Origin of the sequence: Bradyrhizobium sp. SK17, assembly GCF_002831585.1 — a bacterium.
In the GTDB taxonomy this organism is placed as follows: domain Bacteria; phylum Pseudomonadota; class Alphaproteobacteria; order Rhizobiales; family Xanthobacteraceae; genus Bradyrhizobium.
Window position 1 is genome coordinate 4,697,341 of record NZ_CP025113.1, and the last position, 19,653, is coordinate 4,716,993.

Here is a 19,653-nt window from a genome sequence, read left to right on the forward strand (position 1 = left end):
CCAGCAGTCGACCGGGCGACTTGACACGTCGGGCAACTCACCGGTATATTTCTAATATTCCGAAATATCTGCCGACCTCTACTCCGCAGCCGCGGCGATGTTTGTGGCCTTCGCATTTGCTTGCGGCAATGCGAGCAGCGCTATCAGCGCCGCAACGCTGAGGCCGGCCGACACAGCCACGACAAGCTTTCCGAGCGGGTCGATCAGCAGCCCGAACGCGAGGGGGGCGAGGGCCTGGCAGATGCGCGACGGGGCACCGATCAATCCAAGTCGGTAGGCATAGTTCTCCGGCCCGAAGATCGAGAGCGGCAGCGTGCCGCGCGCGATGGTGAGGATGCCGTTGCCGGCGCCGTGCAGCAGCGTGAAGGCGGCTGCCGCGCCGCCGCCGAACAGGCCAATGACGCCTGCTCCGATCGGATGGGTCAGGCAGGCCAGGCGCGTCGACACCAGCGGGTGGAAGCGGCTCAGGAAGCCTGCTTCCAGGATCCGGGCACCGACTTGGGCGGGGCCGATCATCATGCCAGCGAACACAGCCTGAGCCGGCGTTGCGCCGAACGCCTCGACAATGCGCGGCAGGTGTGCAGCCATCGCCGACGTCACCGTCCACGCGGCGGCGAACGCGAACGACAGCAGCACCATCGTCCGATCGATCGGGATGTGCGGTTTGGCAGCGGTTCCGCCGGCGTGAACCGCCCGTTCGGTTCGGGGCAGGAGCAGATTGAGCGGCAGGCCAACGACGATATGCGCGATGGCCCAGGCGTAGCAGGTCTCCCGCCAGCCGATTGTCTCGAGCCCGAGGGAACTGAGAGGCCAACCGACGGTGCTGGCGAAGCCGGCGATCAGGGTGATGCCGGTGATCGCGCCGCGCGCGTTGCTGCCGTAGATGCGGCCCAAAGCACCAAATGCCGCATCGTACAGCCCAAGACCCATGCCGACGCCGAGCAGCAGCCACGCCAAGGACATCGTCCACAGCGTGGCGGACGCGCCGAGCAGCGCGAGCCCGGCCGCGAGGACGATGTTTGAGGCGCACAGGACTTCGCGGCCGCCGACACGGTCGATCTGACGGCCGACGCGCGGCCCAGCAGTCCGGAGATCACGAGCGACGCCGAGAAAGCTGCGAAGAACCAGTTGCTCGAGATGCCGAGATCCCTCGCGATCGGATCGGCAAGGATGGCCGGTAGATAATAGCTCGAACCCCAGGCTAGCGTCTGGGCGGTCCCAAGCGCTGCGACCACCCTCAGGCGTTGTCCGTCCATGCCGGCCGCCCTCAGGAGCAGCAGGCGCTGGCGCTGGCTGGCGCCGGCCCGCCGCAGCACGACGATGCTCCCGCACCGCCTTCGACGCCGCCGCGGGTGCAGACTCCGGTTTCCGGCAGATCGAGTTCGACGCGCTCCGCGGCTTCCTTGTCGCCGGCGATGTCCGCGGCAATCGATCGGACCTGCTCGTAGCCGGTGATCATTAGGAAGGTCGGGGCGCGCCCGTAGGCCTTGATGCCGGCCAGATAGAAGCCGCGGTCATCCTGCTGCAATTCGCGTGCGCCATGCGGGCGCACCGTGCCGCAGGAGTGCTCGTTCGGGTCGATCAGCGGCGCCAGGGCCATCGGGGCCTCGATCGCGGGATCGAGCCGGAGCCGGATCTCGCTGAGGAAGGAGAGGTCGGGCCGGAAGCCGGTGGCCACGACAAGCTCGTCCACGACAATCTTGCGCGCGCAGCAGGCTGAGGACGTTGCGATCCGAAGCTGGCCGTCGACCGTCACGATCGCGGAGACGGCAAAGCCAGCTTCGACCTGTACCTGACCCGATGTCACGAGTGAGGCGAAATGGGCGCCAAGTTCGCCGCGCGCGGCCAGCTTGTCGTTGGCGCCGCCGCCAAAGGCCTTTGCCGGATCGTTGCCGCGGAGCAGCCAGATCGGGCGCGTGCCGGGCACCTGACTGGCGAGCGTCGTCAGATCGGTGAGCGTGCCGATCGCCGAGTGTCCTGCGCCCAGCACGGCGACGGTCTTGCCCGCATAGCGGAGGCGGTCCTTGCCGAGAACGTCGGGCATGCCATAGGCGATCTGCGCCTGAGCCTCGCGCTCGCCGATCGCGGGCAGGCCGTTGGCGCCGGCCGGATTCGGCGAGGCCCACGTTCCGGAGGTGTCGATGACTGCCTCGGCGCGCAGGGTCTCGGGCCCTTTGCCGTTTTGGTAGCGGATTTCGAAGGGAGCGGCCTCGCGGCCCTTGGTCTTCGCCTTGTCGAAACCCGCGCGGGAGACCGCGGTGACACGGCTCGAGATGCGGATCACATCCTTGAGCGCTGTGCGGGTCGCGAGCGGGACGAGATACTGCTCGAGCAACTCGCTTCCCGTCGGGTACACCTGCGGATCGGGAGAATTCCAGCCCGTAGGTGCCAGCAGCCGCTCGGCGGCGCGGTCGACGTTGTACTCCCAGGGCGAGAACAGCTGGACGTGCCGCCATTGCCGGATCGCATGGCCGGCCTCGGGTCCGCTCTCCAGCACCACTGGCGTCATGCCGCGCTCCATCACATGGGCCGCGGCGGCCAACCCGACAGGGCCGGCGCCGATGATCGCGACGGTCTTTCCTGTGCTCATTCTTCTTCTCCGATTTTTCTAGAACTATCGAATGATGCGGCAAAAAGATCAGGCCGCGCTCTTGGCCTCTTTGCACTGGTTTTCTTCGACGCAGCACTCGGCGACGAGGAAGTCCACCAGGTCCTGCATCGTGTCGTATTCGGCGTGGCAAACCAGCGTCGTGCCCTCGCGGACCTGCGAAATCAGGCCGACGGAAACCAAGCCCTTGACGTGGTGTGAGAGGGTTGAGGCCGGGATCTTGAGCCGTTCCTGCAGGCGCCCGACCGGCATGCCGGCGTGCCCTGCGCGGACCAGCGCGCGAAAGATCTTCAGTCTCGTCGGATTGCCCAGTGCCTCGAGGCGGGCCGCGGCGTCGTCGATTTTCATACTGACACAATGGGGATGGCGGGCGTCGCTGTCAATCGATGTTTCTAGAATATTCGAAATAGAGGGCGGCGGTACCGGACGTTATCGGTGATCATGGCTTGACTCGCTTCGATATTTCTAGATATCTGGATATATGAAAACCGAACAAGCAGTGTTGGCGCTCGCGGCCCTTTCGCAGTCGACCCGCCTGGAAGCTTTCCGGGCCCTGGTCAAACATGAACCCGACGGCCTGGCTGCCGGCGACCTGGCCCGCCTGTTGGAGGTCCCGCAGAATACCCTGTCGGCGCACCTGTCGATTCTCACGCGCGCCGGCCTGGCAACGTCAGAGCGGCAAAGCCGCTCGATCATCTACCGCGCCAATCTGGCCGCGTTTCGGGACGTCGCAATGTTCCTGCTACGCGACTGCTGCGACGGGCGGCCGGAAGTCTGTGCGCCCGTCGTCGAAAGCCTTCAGTCCTGCTGCACCCCCAAACGAAGGGAGCGAGCCCGTGGCTGATCACTTCTGCGAAGTCGGCCGTTCCGACGGCGCGATATCCTCCCAAAACGACGTGGCCTGATCATGAGCATTTTCGAACGGTACCTGACCCTCTGGGTCGCGCTGTGCATTGTGGTCGGCGTGAGCCTTGGCCATGTCATGCCCGGTTTGTTCGGCGCGGTGGCGTCGGCCGAAGTCGCCAAGGTCAACTTGCCGGTGGCCGTCCTGATCTGGTTGATGATCGTGCCGATGTTGCTCAAGATCGACTTCGGCTCGCTGGGACAGGTCCGCGAACACTGGCGGGGCGTCGGCGTCACGCTGTTCATCAACTGGGCGGTCAAGCCGTTCTCCATGGCGCTGCTTGGTTCGTTCTTCATCGGCCACGTCTTCGCGCCGATGCTGCCGGCAGGCCAGATCCCGTCCTACATCGCCGGCCTCATCCTGCTGGCGGCCGCGCCGTGCACCGCGATGGTGTTCGTCTGGTCCAACCTCTGCGAGGGCGAGCCGCATTACACGCTGAGCCAGGTCGCGCTGAACGACGTGATCATGGTCTTTCTGTTTGCGCCGCTCGTCGGCCTGTTGCTCGGCGTGGCGTCGATCTCGGTCCCCTGGAACACGCTTGTGCTCTCCGTGGCCCTCTACATTGTGGTGCCCGTCGCAGTCGCCCAGATTTGGCGGAGCGCGCTGCTGCGCGCTGGCGGCGGGGCGTTCGAGCGGACCATGCGGACGCTGCAGCCGGTATCCCTCGTGGCGCTGTTGGCAACCCTTGTCCTTCTGTTCGGGTTTCAGGGTGAGCAGATCGTCAAGCAGCCGGTCGTGATCGCCATCCTGGCGGTGCCGATCCTGATCCAGGTCTACCTCAATGCGGGGCTGGCCTACTGGCTGAGCCGCCGTTTCGGCGTCGCCTGGTGCGTAGCCGCGCCGGCCGCGCTGATCGGCGCCAGCAATTTCTTCGAGCTCGCCGTCGCCGCCGCAATCAGCCTGTTCGGTCTGAATTCAGGTGCGGCGCTCGCGACCGTCGTCGGAGTCCTCGTCGAGGTCCCGGTGATGCTCTCGGTGGTCCGGATCGTGAAGGCAACAAGGGGCTGGTACGAGGCCGGAAGCGCCGTATCGGCACAGGCAGTGGAGGCGCGGCAATGACAGTCACCATCTATCACAACCCGGACTGCGGCACATCCCGCAACACGCTTGCCATGATCCGGCAGGGCGGGGTCGAGCCGACCGTGATCGAGTACCTCAAGACGCCGCCGTCGCGCGAGAAGCTGAAAGAACTGATCGCGGCGATCGGGATTCCAGTCCGCGCGCTGCTGCGCGAGAAGGGAACGCCCTACAAGGAGCTCGGGCTTGACGATCCCAAGTGGTCCGACGACCAGTTGTTGGATTTCATGCTGGCGCACCCGATCCTCATCAACCGCCCGATCGTGGTCACCTCGAAGGGCGTGCGCCTTTGCCGACCGTCCGAGGCGGTCATTGACCTCCTGGACAATCCGGTCGGGCGCTTCGTGAAGGAAGATGGCGAAGTCGTCGAGGCCCGGTAGGGCTGACAGGTGCGCTGTCAACCGCGAGCTTCCAGAAGGCACAACTCACAGTGCCAACGGTCCCTCTGACGACCCGGTCGAGAAGGATACGATAAAGCAAGTCGGCTTGCGGAGGTTGTCGAGCTGGGATGTCGTGCACGCGGTTGATCTCGCGATCAACGCATTCCCGTCCTAGCCGACAGGACCGGCGCTGATGCGCCCTTGATGCGCCGAACGCTTCCCCTGTAAGCCTTCACCCAGGAATGCCGGATGGAGCGATCCTGGTCGTGAGCAGCAGCGCGTTGACGGCGATCGAGCTGGGGTGTCGGGGCGCCGTCGTCGGCCTCTCGCTGCTGATCGCAGCCGTGCTGCTGCGCGACCGTCGTGACACGTCGGCGCGTCTTGGCGCCGCGCTGTTGGTTGCGGTGGCGGCCTCCGCGATCTCGGATACGCCGGGATTTCCTCGGCCATGGCCGTACTGGGCCCTGATCCTGCTGGCGTTATCGAGCAGCGGGGCGGTCCTGTTCTGGCTCTGGGCGCGCGCGACGTTCGACGACGATTTCGAGCTCCGGCCCTGGCACGGCGCCGTGCTGGCCGCCGTCGTCGGCACGCAATTGTTCGACGTCTGGCCGACGCGCGGCGAGCGCAGGGGCGATCTCGATCAGGCCATGGCATTTATCTATCTCGGCCTCGCTGTGCTGGCGGCGGCCCAGACGCTCGCGACATGGCGGGCGGACCTGATGGCGGGACGGCGGCGGTTACGGGTCCTCGTTCTGCTCGGAGCGGTGGCCTGGAGCGTCGCGGTTTTCTTCCACAAGGTTTGGCTGGCCGCGGTTGCCGGTTTCTCGGTCTGGAGCCTTGCCGGCCCGGTTGTGACGTGCCTGCTGCTTGGGCTCACCGCATGGAGCCGGTTTCGGGCGGCCGAAATGCAAGAAGTCTCCGGCGCGCTGCCTGCCGCGGGTCGCATTCCGGGCAATATCAAGGACGCACCGCCTGCACGAGAGGACAAGCCGCTCGCGGTCGACCCGGAACTGCTGCGCCGGTTGCAGCAACTGATGACCGTGGAGCGCGCCTATCGGCGCGAGGGATTGACCATCGGCTCGCTGGCCGCCGAGTTCGGCGTTCAGGAGTATCGGCTGCGGCAATTGATCAACGAAGGCTTGGGGTACCGCAATTTCAATGCCTTCCTCAATCACTACCGCCTCGAGGATGCCAGCGCCGCCCTGGCCGATCCCGCGCAAAGACAGGTGCCGGTGCTGACCATCGCGATGGATGCCGGCTTCCAGTCGATCGGCCCGTTCAACCGCGCCTTCAAGGCGGCCACCGACCTGACACCGACCGAATTCCGCAGCCTCGCGCTGGCCAAGCTGGCTCGCGATCCCGGCAAAACCGACCACGGCTCGGGAATCGGTTAGCCGGACTGAGGAATCGGCCAGTCGAATTCTGAACCCGGCAAGATCGCTTTGCGAATATCGACCAGAGTGGGGGCGTAATCAGGGAGTTGTCGGGATGAAACGCCTCGCATCGATGGGAACGCTTCTCGCTGTGCTTTGCCTGGGGAGCCCGGCACGCGCCGATCAACTCCTGACATCAGCCGATGCAGCAAGTCTCGGATTTTCGGCGGCCGGCCTGGCGCGGATCGCGCCGTGGTATCAGGCGCGCTTCGATGCCTTCTCGCCGTCCGAGGGTCTGGTCCCCGGCGCCGTTGTTGCCATCGCCAAGGGCGGCCAGCTCGCCTATCTGCAAGCCATCGGGTTCCAGGACCGCGCCAAGACGGTCCCGATGAAGGTGAACTCGATCTTCTGGATCGCCTCGATGACCAAGCCGGTGACCAGCGTCGCGGCGATGATCCTGGTCGACGATGGCAAGCTCGAGCTCGACGCGCCCGTCGCGCGCTATCTTCCCGAAATCGGCAAGATGCCGGTCGTGACGTTCGACCCGGCGACCGTGCAGGCTGGGCTCGCTTTGCAAAAACGCCCGATGACGGTCCGGGACTTGTTGCGCCATACCTCCGGCGTGATCGCCCCGGAAATGGATTTTGCGTTTCCTGAGCGGGGCCTCTCCGACCCGACCACCGAGTCCGCAATTCGCGCGATCCACATGGTCTACGGCTGGAGAGTCGTGTACCGGCGCGAGAAGACGCTGGCCGATTTCGTATCGAGCCTGGCCGAACTGCCGCTCGTCCATCAGCCCGGCGAGGTCCATGAATATGGCTGGAGCTCCGACGTGCTGGCCCGGGTGGTCGAGGTGGCGTCCGGTCAGCCACTCGACCAGTTCATGCAGGATCGAATCTTTGCGCCGTTACATATGGTCGATACCGGCTTCTTCGTCCCGAAGGACAAGCTCGACCGCCTGGTCGATTCTCCGATGCCGGAGCGACCGCCGATCTGGGATGTCACGACGCCCGCGAGGTTGTCTTCCGGTGCCGGCGGCCTGGTGTCGACTGCGCCCGACTATCTGCGCTTTTGCCAGATGCTTCTGAACGGCGGCGAGCTCGATGGCGTGCGGGTGCTCACTGCGCAGGCTGTGAAGCAGATGACGACCAATGCGCTGCCGGCGGATGTTCGCATCTTTGGCGGCGACGAGGTTGGCGCTCGCGCCGGCACGACCTTCGGTCTTGGTTTCGGCATCCGCACCAGCCCGATCGCGAGCTGGATTCCGGGAGCGCCCGGAAGCTTTGGCTGGGGAGGACACTGGGGCACGTATTTCTGGGTCGATCCGGCGGAGCAGTTGATCGGCGTCGAAATGATCCAGGCGACGCCCGGCAGCAAGGCGCGGGGCGCATTGGCGCCCTCGGGGATCAATCACCTGACCTATGGCGCGTTGGCGGTCGCCGCGCCGTCTGCCGACGCGCCGCCGGTGGTGCCTGCGACGCTGAGCGCGGAAACGCTCGCCGACTATGTCGGCACCTACGATTTCGGCGGCACGGTGAGTTCGCGTGACAGGCAGGGCATAGCCGACGGCAAGAACGGGTGGCTTGGGATCGCGAGGTTCGTCGCTATGGAGCCGGACGGCCTGAAGATCAACAGGCCGGACCCCGGCAGTCCAGCAAGCAAGGCCGGGGTCGCTACCGGTGACCTCGTCACCGAACTTGACGGTGTGCCGCTGAAGGGTCTGGCGCTCGCCGATGTGCTGTCGCGGCTGCGCGGGCCGGCCAACACCACGGTCAAGATCAAGATCGTCCGCAGAGGACAGGACGGCGCGAGCGATCTCACCCTCGTGCGGGCCGCCCGCCGTGCAAATACCGTCCAGCTTCAGGTCCGCGTCGTCCAAGACAGGCTCGTCGCGGAAGCTGTGGGCGTGTGGCCGATCCTCGCATTCGAGAAGGGCAAGGCCGTGCCGTTGGTCGCGGCATCGAACGACGCATTCAGTGCGGCCGACGACGGTCACACCCGGATCGCGTTCGTCAGGGACCCGGTTGGCAAGGTGTCCGGACTGATCCTGGACCCCGGGCCTTGGGAGTTGAAAGCTGCGATGATTGCGGCGGGGCCGAAATAGCATTTCGGATCCGGCGCTCACCGATGCTTGACGCCGCTGGCCTGAACCGGACGGCCGCTATCGGTTCGGCGTCAGTACGGTCATCCGGAACGGTCCGCCATTGGCGGCGGCATGCGTGACCGCCGCGTTGGCTTGGTCGAGATTGAAGGTCGTGACCTCGAACTGATCGAGCCGCAGCAGTCCGGCACGCGCCAGATTGACGAGGCCGAAGGTGGCTTCCGGCGGATACATCCAGACGCCATGAATGCTGATGCATTCGCGCATGATCCAGGGGTAGGGCAGCTCGAGCCCCGGGCCGCCCTGCATGCCGACGCCGCCCATCAGCACCACCCGCCCGTAGGCCCGCACCGTCATGATCGCGGCGCGGACCGTGGTGGTGGAGACCTCCGGCGGCATCAGATCGAGCACGCAGTCGATCGGACCGGGCGCAGCCTCCCGCATCCGCTCGCGATCGTCGTCCTCGTTGCCGCTGAGCCTGACCGGCCGCACGCGCGGCCCGAACCGCCGGACCAGATCGGCAAGCACCGTTTCGTTGCGGCCGGGTGCGATCACGCAGGCCGCGCCCATCGCCAGTGCAACGGCGACGCCGGCGCTGCCGAAATTGCCGGTGGCGCCGCTCACCAGCACGGTCTCGCCGGGCTGTAGCCGCGCCGCGAGCAGGCCGCCATACGGCACCAGGCAGGTGCCGAGCGCGCACCAGCGCGGCGCCTCGGCCGGATCGATAGTGCCGATCCGCTTGACGTTCTCGGTCGGCAGCAGCGTCTGTTCGGCGAACGAGCCGTGGCGGAAGTGGCGTTGCAGCCGCAGCCCGCCTTCGCCGCGTGCGCTCCAGCCTTGCAGCGTGATGTCCGGCGAGATCAAGTCGTCGCGCGAACGGAAGGTGGGATCGCAATAGACCCAATCGCCGGCGGCAAGGTGGGTGGCGTCGGGGCCGACCGCGCGCACCCGTCCGATCGCGCCGGGACCGGGAACGGCCGGCAGTTCGAGCAGATAGTTGCGCGCGCCACTGAACACCTCGTCGGCATAGGACAGCACACGGGTCGCGACCACGTCGACGATGACTTCGCCGGTGCCGATGACCGGCGCGGGGATCTCTTCGATCGCGAGCTGCGAACCGAACGACTTCAGGACTGCTGCTTTCATCTAATCTCATCCTTGGCTGAGATCAGATCATGCTCCGGTCCATTGCAGCCAGGAAGACCTGGTATTATCCTAGGATTATCAAACCCACTCTCGAGGAGCCCGGCGATGGCGACCGCGCGGCAAAGCGAGCTCGGTGATTTCCTGCGCTCGCGGCGGCAGAAGCTGACGCCGAAGCCCGCAGGCGTTGCGGCCGGCCGGCGGCGGCGAACCCCGGGCCTGCGCCGCGAGGAGGTGGCCGAACTCGCCGGGATCGGGGTCGACTGGTACATCCGGCTCGAGCAGGGGCGCTCAGTGAGCCCGTCGGTCACGACGATCGACGCGCTGGCGCGGGCGCTGCGGCTCAGCAAGGCTGAGCACGCGCATCTGCGGGCGCTCGCCCGGGACGGCGACCGCCGGCCTTTCACGGCCGAGGTGGTGCCGGCGGCGATCCGCCGCGCGGTCGAGGGCCTGAACCAGCCGGCCTATGTCACGGGCCGGCGCTGGGACGTGCTGGCGTGGAACGCCGCCGCCGAGGAGATTTTCGCGTTCGGCCGGCTGCCCGGTGGCGAGCGCAACACCCTGGTCCACGTGCTGACCAACCCCGCGACCCGGCGGCTGTTCGGCGCCGGCTGGGCCAAGGAGGCGCAGCGCATGGTGGCGCAGTTCCGCCGGACCCACGATCTTTGGGCCGGCGACCCGGCCTTCCTCGACCTGCTGGCGCGGCTCCGCGCCGGCTGTCCCGAGTTCGAGGCCTGGTGGAATACCCATGACATCGGTACCAGCGTGGCCGGCCGGAAGACGCTCAACCACCCCAAACGGGGCCGGCTGAGCTTCGAACATGCCAGTTTCCAGGCCAATGACGATCCCGGCCTCAAGCTGATTATCTACACCGAGATCGCCTGAATCCGTGGTTTTCCGGTAATTTCGGCCACAGCGTCGCCAAAATGCCGGAACAAAGCTGCCGAAATCCGGTTTCCCCTCAACTTCGATCCAAGCGTCGAACGCGGCCCTTGGAACGCGCGTCGTAGGGTGTAGGAAGCACGAACCGTCGCGGTGGTTCGTGGAACATCTGCCCAAAGTATAGGTGCAGCGCACAACGTTATGGCGTCAAAGCCACAACATTTGGACTTCCTGTCACGGCGCTGTGACATATATTCTAAAAAAGGAGGCCGCAGAGTCTCCGGCCAAGAAAAGCCCTGAAGAAGGCGGGCACCTTGAGGACGTCATGAAGCGTGGAATTACCGTTCTGCTCTCGCTCTGTGTGGTGGTCACTGCGGCGTACTTCACCGCGAGCAAGTGGGCGATCCGTCATGAAACCATCATGTTCAAGGACCCGACGCGTGACGAGCGTCCGGTCGCGGTCGACGTTGCGGTGCGCTTCGACAAGGAGATGCAGGCCGACGCCGGCATGATCAAGCTCCCGGTTGCGATCCTCAATCATGGCAATACCGTCAAATTTACCGAATATTCCTTCCTCGCGAACGTGTTCGCGGCGCGCGGCTATCTGACCATCAGCATTCAGAACGACCTGCCGTCGGACGGGCCGATGGTGACCAAGGTCGGCGAGCTCTATGTCGGGCGCCTGCCGCAGTATCAGCGCGGCATCACCAACATCAAATTCGCCATCGAGGAGATGAAGAAGCGTCAGCCGAATGCGGACTACAGCAAGCTGACGATGGTCGGCCATTCCAATGGCGGCGACATCGCGATGTATTTCGCCAAGCAGTATCCCGACGAGATCAAGAAGGTCGTGACGCTGGACAATCTGCGCGTGCCGTTCATGACCGACGGCAAGTTCAAGATCCTGTCGTTCCGTTCGCATGATCAGCACTTCCAGCCTGATCCCGGCGTGGTGCCGGATGAGCAGGAGTGCGAGAAGGCCGGCATCACCGTTGTGAACACCAACTTCCAGCACAACGACATGCGCGATACCGGACCCGAGAAGGCCAAGGACTCGATCCAGGCCATGCTCGATAAATTCCTGGCCGACACCGACAGCGATGTCGCGCCGGTCGACACCAGGAATGCGCCGCCGAAGATCCTGGAGCCCGGTCCGGTCTCGCTCTACGTGCCGGTCGAGAAGCCCTCGCAGTCGTTCGCCGACAAGCTCAAGAAGTCGTTCTCGCTGACCAAGACCGAGACGAAGAAGGGTCCGTCGATCACGAATTGACCGGTTGCCCGGGATCTGTTCCGGGCAACGGCCGTCATTACGTTGACCAATCCAATGTCGCGGCCCACATAATGCTTGCTGCACGAGGCAAGCGCTGATGGCTGGCAAGACGATCAAACCGACATCCGGAAGCGATGTGCGCCCGACCGATGCGGCCGACGTGCCGACGTCGAGCGCGAACGATATCGCCGCCTTCGTGGCCAAGGCGCGGGGGATGTCGCCGCATCGCGCCGGCGCGCGCGGCAGGCTGGTGTTTGCGCTCGACGCCACGATGAGCCGGCAGCCGACATGGGACATGGCGTGTACGCTGCAAGCCGACATGTTCCGCGAGGCGGGCGCGCTCGGCAGCCTCGATATCCGCCTCGTCTACTACCGCGGCTTCAACGAGTGCCGTGCCACGGGCTGGATCTCCGACAGCGCGCAACTCGCGCGCCTGATGAGCAAGATCGACTGCCAGGGCGGCAATACCCAGATCGGCAAGGTGCTGTCGGAGACCCGCCGCGAGGCCGTTGCGTCCGGCGTGCGCGCGCTGGTGTTCGTCGGTGACGCGATGGAGGAGAACGCCGACGCGCTTTGCGCGAAGGCCGGAGAGCTCGGCCTGCTCAAGGTGCCGGTATTCATGTTCCAGGAAGGCAGCGATGTAGCCGCCGAACAGACGTTTCGCGAGATCGCGCGGCTGACCGGCGGCGCATGGTGCAAGTTCGATCCCGGCGCGGCCGCGCAGCTCCGCGAGCTGTTGCGTGCCGCCGCGGCCTATGTTGCCGGCGGCCGCGAGGCGCTGCTGCAACTGGCCAAGACCACCGGCGGCGCGGCCAAGTTGATCGGCCAGATGAAATAGAGCGCCGCGGTCAGGCTGCGCCCGCCGTCACGGCGTTTGCGATTGCGCCGAGCAGTGCCGCCATGTTGGCCGCGACCTGGCGGGTCGCTTCCGCAACGCCGTGCCGTTCGGCGAGCCAGGCCGGATCGGTGTAGGAGAACCAGCTGTCGCCGGCTTCGTCCTGCCAGACCAGCGCCTTGAGCGGCAGATCGATCCCGATGGTTTGCGCCGCCTGCATCAATGGGGTGCCGCCCTTGGCATTGCCGAAGATGAAGAGCTCGGTGGGACGGAGCGCGAGGCCGGCGCCGGCGGCTCCCGCAGCGTGGTCGATCCGCGCAAACAGCGTCAGCCCGCGCGCTTGCAGTTCGGCTTTGAGCCGGTCGGCGGTTTGCGTCGGCCCGACATGGCTGCGCACGGTGATCAGTCCGTCAATCGCCATCGAATGTCCTCCAGCGCGGCCAATGCAGGCTGGTCGCGACAGGGTAGTCAATCGTCCGCGCCCGCGCCACGCGGCTGTGCTTCACGCTCCGGTGAGACGAAGCTTCGCATGCTTTTTGCCGCCGGGCCGCCTATATTCCGCGCATGCCAACCCTGATCGCCGGCGTCGTCGCTGTTGTCGTCCTCTATTCCGCGCTCCAGATGTTTCGCGCGGCCAATCCCGCCGTGCTTGCGCGTGCAATCAAGATCGTCGGCGGCGTGCTCGCGCTGGCCGTTGCCGCCTTCACCGGTGTGCGCGGCGAACTGGCGGTCGCGATTCCGCTGGGTATCTTCGGCGCCGGGCTGCTCGGCTGGTCGCCGTTCGGGACCACCGGTTTCCGCAATCTCGGCGGCATGTTCGGCGGTTCGCGCTCGCAGGGACAAAGCTCGCGGGTGCGCTCGCAATATCTCGATATGAGCCTCGACCATGCCAGCGGCGTGCTCACCGGCCAGATCGTGGCCGGACCGCAGGCCGGCCGCATGCTCGACGAGTTCGACCTCTCGCAGCTGCTGGCGATGGTCCCGAGCTTCGACGCCGAGAGCGTCGCGCTACTTGAAAGCTATCTGGACCGCCGCTTTCCCGCCTGGCGTCAGGACGCTCAGGGCGACCGGGCAGGGGGGCACGGCCGGGCGGCGGCGGGCGGCAAAATGACGAACGAGGAGGCCTATCAGATCCTTGGCCTGCAACCGGGCGCGTCGCGTGACGACATCAGCCGGGCTCACCGCACCTTGATGAAGAAACTCCATCCCGACCAGGGGGGCTCGACGTACCTTGCTGCCCGTGTCAACGAGGCCAAGGATACTCTGCTTCGCACGCATCTCTAACTCCGGCTACGCTACCAACGCCACAGCCGAGAGCCGCCTTCCGTGTCTGATTGATGCCCCGTCTCGCCCGCCGCTGTCCGGCGTGGTCGATCGTTGTTTCGGGAAAACTTAACCGTAAATTCTTGACGAGAAGTTTTCGTGGTTCGCATCGCGGCGAGGACGCGCGCGATTGTCGCGCGGCCGCCATGCAAAGCAAAAGGGCCGGCGCTGGTGGCGCCGGCCCTTTGAAATCAGTCGGGACGTTCGATCAGTTGCGAACGGTGATGCAGGAGATCTCGGCGCGCTTCAGCGTCTTGCAGGCCGCCTCGGCCTGATCCCGCTCGAGGCCGGCGAAGCGGGCGCGATAGAGCTTGCGATTGTCCTTGGCGACGACCTCGGTGAACGGATCCGCCTTGTTGAGCAGGCCGCGGGCCGAGCTGCGCGCGAGGTCGATGCGCTTGCTGGCCTCGATCTCGGACTCCAGCGCGCCGACCTGGATGATCCAGCCGGTGTGCGCGGCGCTTGGCTTGGCGGAGCTGGTCTGCGGGGAGGCTTGCAGTCCGCGGGTGGGTTCGATCGAGGCCACGGCCTGCGGCGCCGCCGGGGCGGGCGCGCGCATGCTCGAAGCCGGCAGCACGCCGAGGATGCCGTTGCCGGTGCCGAAATTGGCCGGCTGCGGCGGCATATCGGGCCGCGAGGTCTCGGCAGCCCGTGCCATCATCGCGTTGGAGGTCTCGGGAACCTCGCCGCGCGAGGGGATCGTGTTGGTGATCGGCGGCGCGGACGGCGCGGGGCCGGCAGCGGCAAGCCTGACCTGGCCGGCCTTGACCTGCACGGTCTTCACCTTGACCGGCTTCATCGGTTCAGCCGAACCCGGGATCGCGGCGAGCTGCTGGGTCTGGATCACGCCCGAGGTCAGCGGCGCCGGTTCGGGCTTGGCCTGCGGCTCGGGCTTGGCCGGGGGCAGCGGCAGCGCGGCGGCGGCTGCCGCCAACAGCGAGGGTTTGGCCGGGCGCGGCGCCGGCATGGCGGCCGCCGCGGGCTCCGACGCTGCGACCGGCGAGACGTCCGCGCCGCGTCCATTGTCCGCGTCGGCGACTTCGACATTGGCGTCAGCCGGGTTGCGCTCGGTGATCGCAGCAACGGTGCGCGTGGTGCCGCCCTTGCCGATGTTCTCGGCCAGCAGGTTGCGCATGATGGCATCGCGCGAACCGCCGCTGCGGCCGCCGAGCACCACGCCGACCAGGAAGCGGTTGCCACGGTGGATCGAGGTCACGAGGTTGAAGCCGGAGGCGCGGGTGTAACCGGTCTTGATGCCGTCGACGCCGTCGACACTGCCGAGCAGGTGATTGTGGCCGGTGATGGTGCGGCCGCGGAAATTGAAGGCGGTGGTGGAGAAGTAGCGGTAGTAGCGCGGGAAGCGATCCTGGATGGCGCGGCCAAGCGTCGATTGATCGCGCGCCGTGGTGATCTGTTCGTCGTTGGGCAGGCCCGAGGCGTTGCGATAGGTGGTCCGGCTCATGCCGAGCGCGCGGGCCTTGCGGGTCATCATCCGCGCGAAGTCGTCTTCGCTGCCGCCGATCGCTTCGGCGATCACGACCGCGGCGTCATTGGCGGAGCGGGTGACCAGGCCCTTGATGGCGTCTTCGACCCTGATGGTCTGGCCGGGGCGCAGGCCGAGCTTGGTCGGGTCCTGTTCGGACGCATGCTCGGAAACCGGCATCTCGGTGTCGAGCTTCATCTTGCCGGACTCGAGGCGCTCGAACAGCAGATAGAGCGTCATGATCTTGGTGAGCGAAGCGGGGTGCCGCAGACCGTCGGGACTGTTGGACGTGAGCACCGAACCGGTGTTGCCGTCGACGATGATCGAGGCGAATTGCGGGCTGTAGCTTTCGCGCGCGGACTCGCTGTGATGGTGACGCGCAGCGTGGCGGCGGTGACGGCGCGCCTCGGCGCTGTCACTCGTGATCAGGATCGCCGTCGTGACGGTCACGAGCCCAAGAACGCCAACTCGCAGCGCCCGCGAGGAGGCAAAGGTTGTTCGAAGCATCTACTTCCCCGTCCCAAGTTCTGTTCTTGATCACCGGCTCGTGGGGCGAAATTGTGCCCGGCGGCCGTCGATCCTTGCCTGCGCAACGAACCACTTCGGGCAGGTCCATCGGCCCTCATGGCGGCTCAGGTCGCTCTTCTAGCTAAGATGTTGTTCACAAACAGGTTTCTAGGCTGCTTGTCGGAAGGCGAACAAAGTCCAGGAATCAGGTTAGGCGGCCCGAGTTTCCAAAAGATTAAGCAACCGTTGCGTGGTCCCCGGGGTTTATCGCAAATGCCCAAGATTCGGGCGATTGTCATTGTGCGTCGCACAATATTTGTTGACATAATTGTGCGATGCGATATTCCGATCGACGTCAGGGGGCCGGGAGCTTCCCGGCAATGGGAATTTTACGCCTTTAGAGTCTGGGAAAAGGAATTCCATCCATGGTCAAGATCGAAGACATTCAGAACTACGGCAAAGAGCATTTCGAGTCGGTCACCGCGTCCGCGAACAATCTGCAGAGCGGCGTCCAGGCCATCGCCACCGCCTATGGCGACTACGCCAAGAAGTCCTTCGAGGACACCAAGTCGTTCGTCGAGAAGCTGTCGGGCGTGAAGTCGCTGGACAAGGCGCTCGAGGCGCAGACCGAATACCTGCGCTCGTCCTACGAGACCTTCGTCGCGGAATCGCAGAAGATCGCCGGCCTGTACAGCGACTGCGCCAAGCAGACCTTCAAGCCCTATGAAGGCCTGGTCTCCAAGTTCGCGCCGGCTCAGTAAGCTCGCCCCGATCGAGACAAACGAAAAGCCCGGCCGTTGCGGCCGGGCTTTTTTGTTGTGCCGGGCGTGCGCGGATTACTTCGCCAGTCGCAGCTTGCTCAGCGCGGTGCCGATCGTGTTGAAGGTCGTCAGGATCTGGGTCGAACTGGTCAGCATGTAGAACTTGTCGGGGCTGCTGGCGCAGTTCTTCAGGACGGTCGAGGTCGGATCGGCGGGCGAGCTCGTGTTCACCTGGATGGTGTAGATCGTGTACATCGGCAGGCCTTTGGAATCCTTCGCGGCCTGGAGGTTCTGGCATTGCAGCGTCTGCCTGGCATCGATCGGATTGCCCGAGGCCTGCGAGCTGCCGTCGCCATAGTCGGGCCAGCGGTCCTCGGTGTTCAGACCGTCGGACAGCAGGATGATGACCCGGTTGTAGGTCGTGTTGGAGTCCTCCGCCGGCGTGTTGAGCGGGCCGCCGACCAGCAGCGACTGCCATGCCCAGGCGAGCCCGACCGATTGGTCGGTGCCGCCGGTCGGCTGCATCGCGTTGACCGCGTTCTTCAGCGAACTCCAGTCGTAGCTCAGCGGGATGACGGGCCCGAGCGGCGTCGAGACACTGCTGTTACAATAGGCGGTGCTGTTCTCGTAGTATTCGTTGGCCGGGAACAGCGTGGTGACGTCCGACGACGTCGGCAGCACGCCGGTCGCATCATTCGGCTGGGTGCGGTCGGTGACGCAGCCCGTCCAATTGCTGATCGGGTTGGTGGATGGCTGCTGCCAGTTGTTCACCACCGTCGGCGTCTTGTTGGTCGACGTCCATTGGTTGTTGGTCCATCCGACCACGGCGCTGACCCGGGGCTGGTTCTTGTTGTTGATGTTGTCGTTGGGGCCCGGCTGGGTCCAGTCGTGCGTATAGAGCTTGCCGGTACACTGGTAGACGCCACCGGAAGTTTTGCAGCTGCAGCCGGACACCGCATTGCCCGTGGAATCCGTCGGGCATGCACACGAGTTCGAGCCGGAGCAGAACACGCCGGTGCCGACTTGCGTGCTGACCCAGCAGCCATTGTAAAGCGTGTGCGAATTGTAATCGACGCTCGGGCAAATGTAGCCCGAATACGTCCCGCTCGAGGGGATGTAGGTCGTGCTGGACGAACTGGTCGGGCTCTTCGTGCAGGTGAAGCCGCCGCTGCCGTTGGTCCACGGGCATCGCGCGCCGGGTCCGACTGCATGCCAGTTCATCGGCAGGCTCGCCTGGGTGCTGCCGTTGTTGGGCTGTGTGGTCGGCGGATTGAGCCAGTCGGTCCAGTCGAGATAGTTCTGGCCATAGTTGCTGGAGCCGAGGTTGACGACCTTCGCGAACGGGATGACCGAGATATAGACGTCGCCGTTGTTCTTGCTGAGTGCGCTCAGCTGGTCGATCAGGCCGCCGGTGCCGGCCACCGCGTTTCGCAACGCGGTAATCTTGCCATTGTCCCGCATCGAGCCCGTATTATCGAGCGCGAGCGCGACGCGCATCTTGACGTTGCCCCAGGTGGTGGTCGTCGTGGTGCCGAAATTCATCGTCGAGGGAAGGCCGGCGACCTGCACGAAATAGGTATTGATGTAGCCGGAGCCGCTCAGCAGGATGGTCGCCGCGGAATTCGCGGTGGCGGTCGTGTAGGTGGCCTGGACGGTCGCGCCCTGGCCGTCCTTGTTGGTGTAGAGGCCGTTGAAGTAGTTCTGGGCCTTGCTCGGGATATCCGCGGGCTTGATGACGCCCATGGTCAGGTCCTTGGACAGCATCAGCGCGGTGGAATCCAGCGCCGACTGCATCGAGGTACGGGCGTTGTTGGCGCGGGTGTAGTCGACCGCGGCGCCCACGAAGGCGAAGATCGGTAGCAGCGCGAGGGTGAAGATCACTGCGACATTGCCGTCAGTCGCCCTGGAAAACCGGCGGGCAGCCGCGCGAACGCGATCGAAAATGGCTGAACCAAGCATGACGCTCTCATCGAAATGGATTGCGCGGCCATCTCGACGAGCGCGGCTAAACAGAAAGTGAATCGGGGCCCGTAAACCCCGCCGCTGGCCCGGCGGAGGATTAAAAGCAGGGCAAAAGCACCCGCTATCCTCAATGCCCGCTAAACCGGATGTCCGACTCCTTTGTCAAATCAGCCAGAAATGGTTAACCTTGCCGAGGTTGTCGCGCCGGGAATCGGACCGGTGGGCCGCGGCGGTTCTGCGCTTGCGGCAGGGCCTCCCGAGGCCCATATTCGGGTGGTCGATCCGGCCGCCGGATCGAACCGGGAGCGGCAATCTGGAAAGCATTGCTGGGGGCTCCGCGATCGACCTTGCGGTGATCGCAGCCACCTTCCAATCGTCATCCGGTTCCCCCGGGGAATTCGAACGCCTGAGCCAATGTTGCGATCCACGTCGACAGTCCTGATTTCCGAACCGGTTTCGTCCACGCCGGCGGTGTCCGCCGCGCCGGCGCCGAACATGAACAATGACGACAACCGCAACGGCGCGGGCAACGGTCCATCGACTTCGGTCATCACCAAGGTCAAGCCGAAGGCCAAGCGCCCGAACCTGTATCGCGTCCTGATCCTGAACGACGACTACACGCCGATGGAGTTCGTCGTCCACGTGCTGGAACGATTCTTCCAGAAGGACGCGGAAGCGGCGACCCAGATCATGCTGCACGTTCACCATCACGGGATCGGCGAGTGCGGCGTGTTCACCTATGAGATCGCCGAGACCAAGGTGACGCAGGTCATGGACTTCGCGCGCAAGCATCAGCATCCACTGCAATGTGTGATGGAAAAGAAATAGTTCGCTGGAACGATTGATCCGCCGCGGCAAGCGGAACGGGTCTTGCATCGCGTTTTATGACGGAAACGCACGTCCCGTATGCTCACGGGGTGTGGCCGGATGCGGCGTGCCGATGCCTGCAATTTAGAGGAAAACCATCGCATCGGGGCCGGTCTTTCGCCACGATCCGTCGTAACTATATCAGAGGCGATCACGAAGGTTGTTATTGCCTGACCC

Annotated in this window: 17 protein-coding genes and 1 pseudogene; 11 read left to right on the forward strand and 7 right to left on the reverse strand. The window is 65.2% G+C overall.

Annotation, left to right across the window (positions count from 1 at the left end; translation table 11 throughout):
- Positions 1-78 precede the first annotated feature (78 nt).
- The 3 genes and pseudogenes from CWS35_RS21455 to CWS35_RS21465 form a co-directional block, all read right to left on the reverse strand.
- A pseudogene (locus CWS35_RS21455) lies at positions 79-1,256 on the reverse strand (MFS transporter).
- Positions 1,257-1,267: 11 nt separating this feature from the next.
- Positions 1,268-2,590 carry an NAD(P)-binding domain-containing protein gene (locus CWS35_RS21460; RefSeq protein ID WP_100953595.1) on the reverse strand — a complete coding sequence of 441 codons (1,323 nt, stop codon included), beginning with the start codon at positions 2,588-2,590 and terminating at the stop codon, positions 1,268-1,270.
- 48 nt (positions 2,591-2,638) lie between these two features.
- A complete protein-coding gene (locus CWS35_RS21465; RefSeq protein ID WP_100953597.1) occupies positions 2,639-2,956 on the reverse strand; it encodes a helix-turn-helix transcriptional regulator in 318 nt (105 codons plus the stop codon).
- Positions 2,957-3,089: 133 nt separating this feature from the next.
- Between CWS35_RS21465 and CWS35_RS21470 the strand changes: the two genes are divergently transcribed.
- The 5 genes from CWS35_RS21470 to CWS35_RS21490 all read left to right on the forward strand — a co-directional run bounded on the left by CWS35_RS21470 (position 3,090) and on the right by CWS35_RS21490 (position 8,446).
- The gene (locus CWS35_RS21470; protein ID WP_100953598.1) at positions 3,090-3,452 is read left to right on the forward strand and encodes a helix-turn-helix transcriptional regulator; all 363 of its coding nucleotides are present in this window, start codon (positions 3,090-3,092) and stop codon (positions 3,450-3,452) included.
- Positions 3,453-3,515: 63 nt separating this feature from the next.
- Positions 3,516-4,571 (forward strand): ACR3 family arsenite efflux transporter, encoded by a 1,056-nt coding sequence (gene arsB, locus CWS35_RS21475; protein ID WP_100953600.1) that lies wholly within the window; start codon positions 3,516-3,518, stop codon positions 4,569-4,571.
- Positions 4,568-4,969, forward strand: coding sequence for an arsenate reductase (glutaredoxin) (arsC, locus tag CWS35_RS21480; protein WP_100953602.1), 402 nt, complete (start codon positions 4,568-4,570; stop codon positions 4,967-4,969). The genes arsB and arsC overlap by 4 nt, the downstream gene beginning before the upstream one ends.
- Before the next feature lie 344 nt (positions 4,970-5,313).
- Positions 5,314-6,363 carry an AraC family transcriptional regulator gene (locus CWS35_RS21485; RefSeq protein ID WP_245438612.1) on the forward strand — a complete coding sequence of 350 codons (1,050 nt, stop codon included), beginning with the start codon at positions 5,314-5,316 and terminating at the stop codon, positions 6,361-6,363.
- A 94-nt stretch (positions 6,364-6,457) separates the two neighbouring features.
- Positions 6,458-8,446 carry a serine hydrolase gene (locus tag CWS35_RS21490; protein WP_100953604.1) on the forward strand — a complete coding sequence of 663 codons (1,989 nt, stop codon included), beginning with the start codon at positions 6,458-6,460 and terminating at the stop codon, positions 8,444-8,446.
- Positions 8,447-8,503: 57 nt separating this feature from the next.
- Here the strand turns inward: CWS35_RS21490 and CWS35_RS21495 are convergent, their stop codons facing one another.
- A complete protein-coding gene (locus CWS35_RS21495; protein ID WP_100953606.1) occupies positions 8,504-9,589 on the reverse strand; it encodes a zinc-binding alcohol dehydrogenase family protein in 1,086 nt (361 codons plus the stop codon).
- A 105-nt stretch (positions 9,590-9,694) separates the two neighbouring features.
- Here CWS35_RS21495 and CWS35_RS21500 point away from each other — a divergent pair, with 105 nt between their 5' ends.
- The 3 genes from CWS35_RS21500 to CWS35_RS21510 all read left to right on the forward strand — a co-directional run bounded on the left by CWS35_RS21500 (position 9,695) and on the right by CWS35_RS21510 (position 12,576).
- The gene (locus CWS35_RS21500) at positions 9,695-10,471 is read left to right on the forward strand and encodes a helix-turn-helix transcriptional regulator (protein ID WP_100953608.1); all 777 of its coding nucleotides are present in this window, start codon (positions 9,695-9,697) and stop codon (positions 10,469-10,471) included.
- A 322-nt stretch (positions 10,472-10,793) separates the two neighbouring features.
- Positions 10,794-11,738, forward strand: a complete 945-nt coding sequence (locus CWS35_RS21505; RefSeq protein WP_100953610.1) for a S9 family peptidase — start codon at positions 10,794-10,796, stop codon at positions 11,736-11,738.
- 97 nt (positions 11,739-11,835) lie between these two features.
- Positions 11,836-12,576, forward strand: a complete 741-nt coding sequence (locus CWS35_RS21510; protein WP_100953611.1) for a hypothetical protein — start codon at positions 11,836-11,838, stop codon at positions 12,574-12,576.
- 10 nt (positions 12,577-12,586) lie between these two features.
- Here the strand turns inward: CWS35_RS21510 and CWS35_RS21515 are convergent, their stop codons facing one another.
- Positions 12,587-12,994: a DUF302 domain-containing protein gene (locus CWS35_RS21515; RefSeq protein WP_100953613.1), complete on the reverse strand. Its 408-nt coding sequence runs from the start codon at positions 12,992-12,994 to the stop codon at positions 12,587-12,589.
- Positions 12,995-13,137: 143 nt separating this feature from the next.
- Between CWS35_RS21515 and CWS35_RS21520 the strand changes: the two genes are divergently transcribed.
- The gene (locus tag CWS35_RS21520) at positions 13,138-13,857 is read left to right on the forward strand and encodes a DnaJ domain-containing protein (protein WP_024581329.1); all 720 of its coding nucleotides are present in this window, start codon (positions 13,138-13,140) and stop codon (positions 13,855-13,857) included.
- 247 nt (positions 13,858-14,104) lie between these two features.
- On the opposite strand, the gene CWS35_RS21525 is transcribed toward CWS35_RS21520, so the two are convergent.
- Positions 14,105-15,886 (reverse strand): D-alanyl-D-alanine carboxypeptidase, encoded by a 1,782-nt coding sequence (locus CWS35_RS21525; protein WP_100953615.1) that lies wholly within the window; start codon positions 15,884-15,886, stop codon positions 14,105-14,107.
- 425 nt (positions 15,887-16,311) lie between these two features.
- Here CWS35_RS21525 and CWS35_RS21530 point away from each other — a divergent pair, with 425 nt between their 5' ends.
- A complete protein-coding gene (locus CWS35_RS21530; RefSeq protein ID WP_021078275.1) occupies positions 16,312-16,647 on the forward strand; it encodes a phasin family protein in 336 nt (111 codons plus the stop codon).
- 75 nt (positions 16,648-16,722) lie between these two features.
- On the opposite strand, the gene CWS35_RS21535 is transcribed toward CWS35_RS21530, so the two are convergent.
- Positions 16,723-18,606 (reverse strand): Tad domain-containing protein, encoded by a 1,884-nt coding sequence (locus CWS35_RS21535; RefSeq protein WP_100953617.1) that lies wholly within the window; start codon positions 18,604-18,606, stop codon positions 16,723-16,725.
- A gap of 498 nt (positions 18,607-19,104) precedes the next feature.
- Between CWS35_RS21535 and clpS the strand changes: the two genes are divergently transcribed.
- Positions 19,105-19,437 (forward strand): ATP-dependent Clp protease adapter ClpS, encoded by a 333-nt coding sequence (clpS, locus tag CWS35_RS21540; protein ID WP_024581332.1) that lies wholly within the window; start codon positions 19,105-19,107, stop codon positions 19,435-19,437.
- The last annotated feature ends 216 nt before the right edge of the window (positions 19,438-19,653 follow it).

Coding starts and splice junctions, on each gene's coding strand:
- CWS35_RS21500 (WP_100953608.1), top strand. CDS start 9,695: ATGGCGACCGCGCGGCAAAGCGAGCTCGGTGATTTCCTGCGCTCGCGG.
- CWS35_RS21535 (WP_100953617.1), bottom strand. CDS start 18,606: ATGCTTGGTTCAGCCATTTTCGATCGCGTTCGCGCGGCTGCCCGCCGG.
- CWS35_RS21460 (WP_100953595.1), bottom strand. CDS start 2,590: ATGAGCACAGGAAAGACCGTCGCGATCATCGGCGCCGGCCCTGTCGGG.
- arsB (WP_100953600.1), top strand. CDS start 3,516: ATGAGCATTTTCGAACGGTACCTGACCCTCTGGGTCGCGCTGTGCATT.
- CWS35_RS21525 (WP_100953615.1), bottom strand. CDS start 15,886: ATGCTTCGAACAACCTTTGCCTCCTCGCGGGCGCTGCGAGTTGGCGTT.
- CWS35_RS21505 (WP_100953610.1), top strand. CDS start 10,794: ATGAAGCGTGGAATTACCGTTCTGCTCTCGCTCTGTGTGGTGGTCACT.
- CWS35_RS21495 (WP_100953606.1), bottom strand. CDS start 9,589: ATGAAAGCAGCAGTCCTGAAGTCGTTCGGTTCGCAGCTCGCGATCGAA.
- CWS35_RS21515 (WP_100953613.1), bottom strand. CDS start 12,994: ATGGCGATTGACGGACTGATCACCGTGCGCAGCCATGTCGGGCCGACG.
- CWS35_RS21520 (WP_024581329.1), top strand. CDS start 13,138: ATGCCAACCCTGATCGCCGGCGTCGTCGCTGTTGTCGTCCTCTATTCC.
- CWS35_RS21465 (WP_100953597.1), bottom strand. CDS start 2,956: ATGAAAATCGACGACGCCGCGGCCCGCCTCGAGGCACTGGGCAATCCG.
- clpS (WP_024581332.1), top strand. CDS start 19,105: ATGAACAATGACGACAACCGCAACGGCGCGGGCAACGGTCCATCGACT.
- CWS35_RS21530 (WP_021078275.1), top strand. CDS start 16,312: ATGGTCAAGATCGAAGACATTCAGAACTACGGCAAAGAGCATTTCGAG.
- CWS35_RS21490 (WP_100953604.1), top strand. CDS start 6,458: ATGAAACGCCTCGCATCGATGGGAACGCTTCTCGCTGTGCTTTGCCTG.
- CWS35_RS21470 (WP_100953598.1), top strand. CDS start 3,090: ATGAAAACCGAACAAGCAGTGTTGGCGCTCGCGGCCCTTTCGCAGTCG.
- arsC (WP_100953602.1), top strand. CDS start 4,568: ATGACAGTCACCATCTATCACAACCCGGACTGCGGCACATCCCGCAAC.
- CWS35_RS21510 (WP_100953611.1), top strand. CDS start 11,836: ATGGCTGGCAAGACGATCAAACCGACATCCGGAAGCGATGTGCGCCCG.